Source organism: Stenotrophomonas sp. Steno-Z10-BAI (assembly GCF_056393115.1).
This window is the reverse complement of the sequence record NZ_JBWJOZ010000015.1, coordinates 2501-5132: the sequence shown is the minus strand read 5'-3', so window position 1 is coordinate 5132 and position 2632 is coordinate 2501. Positions and strand designations below refer to the sequence as shown.

The following is a 2632-nucleotide window of genomic DNA, read 5'->3' as shown; positions in this document are numbered from 1 at the left end:
GATGGGATCGGGTGGTTCCACAGCGCTAATTTCACCAGGGAGACAGTTGGAGCGTCGCCATCCTAAGGAACGGATTAAGGCGCCTGCCTCTCGTAAGTCTTGTGACGTAGCGTGCACTTGGGATCTATCGACATGTCATGTCGGCCAAGGCAACTTGAGGTTATATGGTCAAGCCACACGGATCATTAGTATCAGTTAGCTCAATACATTGCTGTACTTACACACCTGACCTATCAACCACATAGTCTATATGGTTCCTTCAGGGGGCTTGTGCCCCGGGAGATCTCATCTTGAGGCGCGCTTCCCGCTTAGATGCTTTCAGCGGTTATCGCTTCCGAACATAGCTACCCGGCAATGCCACTGGCGTGACAACCGGAACACCAGAGGTTCGTCCACTCCGGTCCTCTCGTACTAGGAGCAGCCCCTCTCAAATCTCCAACGCCCATGGCAGATAGGGACCGAACTGTCTCACGACGTTCTGAACCCAGCTCGCGTACCACTTTAAATGGCGAACAGCCATACCCTTGGGACCGACTACAGCCCCAGGATGTGATGAGCCGACATCGAGGTGCCAAACACCGCCGTCGATATGAACTCTTGGGCGGTATCAGCCTGTTATCCCCGGAGTACCTTTTATCCGTTGAGCGATGGCCCTTCCATACAGAACCACCGGATCACTAAGTCCTAGTTTCCTACCTGCTTGATCCGTCGATCTTGCAGTCAAGCACGCTTATGCCTTTGCACACAGTGCGCGATGTCCGACCGCGCTGAGCGTACCTTCGAGCTCCTCCGTTACTCTTTAGGAGGAGACCGCCCCAGTCAAACTACCCACCATACACGGTCCCCGATCCAGATTATGGACCTAGGTTAGAACGTCAAGCACGACAGGGTGGTATTTCAAGGATGGCTCCACTGCAGCTAGCGCCACAGTTTCATAGCCTCCCACCTATCCTACACAGACGAACTCAACGTTCAGTGTAAAGCTATAGTAAAGGTTCACGGGGTCTTTCCGTCTTGCCACGGGAACGCTGCATCTTCACAGCGATTTCAATTTCACTGAGTCTCGGGTGGAGACAGCGCCGCTGTCGTTACGCCATTCGTGCAGGTCGGAACTTACCCGACAAGGAATTTCGCTACCTTAGGACCGTTATAGTTACGGCCGCCGTTTACTGGGGCTTCGATCAAGAGCTTCGCCTTGCGGCTGACCCCATCAATTAACCTTCCAGCACCGGGCAGGCGTCACACCCTATACGTCCACTTTCGTGTTTGCAGAGTGCTGTGTTTTTGATAAACAGTCGCAGCGGCCTGGTTACTGCGGCCCTCTTCAGCTATAGCTCGCATGAGCCACCAAAAAGGGCGCACCTTCTCCCGAAGTTACGGTGCCATGTTGCCTAGTTCCTTCACCCGAGTTCTCTCAAGCGCCTGAGAATTCTCATCCTACCCACCTGTGTCGGTTTACGGTACGGTCTGCGTAAGCTGAAGCTTAGGAGCTTTTCCTGGAAGCGTGGTATCAGTGACTTTGCCTTAAAGGCTCGTCTCGGTGCTCGGTCTTAAAGGATCCCGGATTTGCCAAAGATCCAAACCTACCGCCTTTCCCCCGGACAACCAACGCCGGGTACACCTAACCTTCTCCGTCCCTCCATCGCACTTACGCGAGGTGCAGGAATATTAACCTGCTTCCCATCGACTACGACTTTCGTCCTCGCCTTAGGGGCCGACTCACCCTGCGCCGATTAACGTTGCGCAAGGAAACCTTGGGCTTTCGGCGTGCGGGTTTTTCACCCGCATTATCGTTACTCATGTCAGCATTCGCACTTCCGATACCTCCAGCAGACTTCTCAATCCACCTTCAACGGCTTACGGAACGCTCCTCTACCGCGTACATATAAATATGCACACCCCAAGCTTCGGTTCACTGCTTAGCCCCGTTAAATCTTCCCCGCAGACCGACTCGACCAGTGAGCTATTACGCTTTCTTTAAAGGGTGGCTGCTTCTAAGCCAACCTCCTGGCTGTCTGTGCCTTTCCACATGGTTTTCCACTTAGCAGTGAATTTGGGACCTTAGCTGTGGGTCTGGGTTGTTTCCCTTTTCACGACGGACGTTAGCACCCGCCGTGTGTCTCCCATACAGTCCGTCTCGGTATTCGGAGTTTGCAATGGTTTGGTAAGTCGCGATGACCCCCTAGCCATAACAGTGCTCTACCCCCGAGAGGATACATATGAGGCGCTACCTAAATAGCTTTCGAGGAGAACCAGCTATCTCCGGGTTCGATTAGCTTTTCACTCCTAATCACAGCTCATCCCCGTCTTTTGCAACAGACGTGGGTTCGGGCCTCCAGTACCTGTTACGGCACCTTCACCCTGGCCATGACTAGATCACCCGGTTTCGGGTCTACTGCCCGCGACTATGCGCCCTTATCAGACTCGGTTTCCCTTCGCCTCCCCTATACGGTTAAGCTTGCCACGAACAGTAAGTCGCTGACCCATTATACAAAAGGTACGCAGTCACTCTTTCGAGCTCCTACTGCTTGTACGCACACGGTTTCAGGATCTATTTCACTCCCCTCTCCGGGGTTCTTTTCGCCTTTCCCTCACGGTACTGGTTCACTATCGGTCGGTCAGTAGTATTTAG

1 rRNA gene (only partly in view) is annotated in these 2632 nt (G+C 53.4%); it reads right to left on the bottom strand.

Annotation, left to right across the window (positions count from 1 at the left end):
- Positions 1 to 164 precede the first annotated feature (164 nt).
- A 23S ribosomal RNA gene (locus AC06E9_RS19635) occupies positions 165 to 2632 on the bottom strand (it continues 411 nt past the right edge of the window).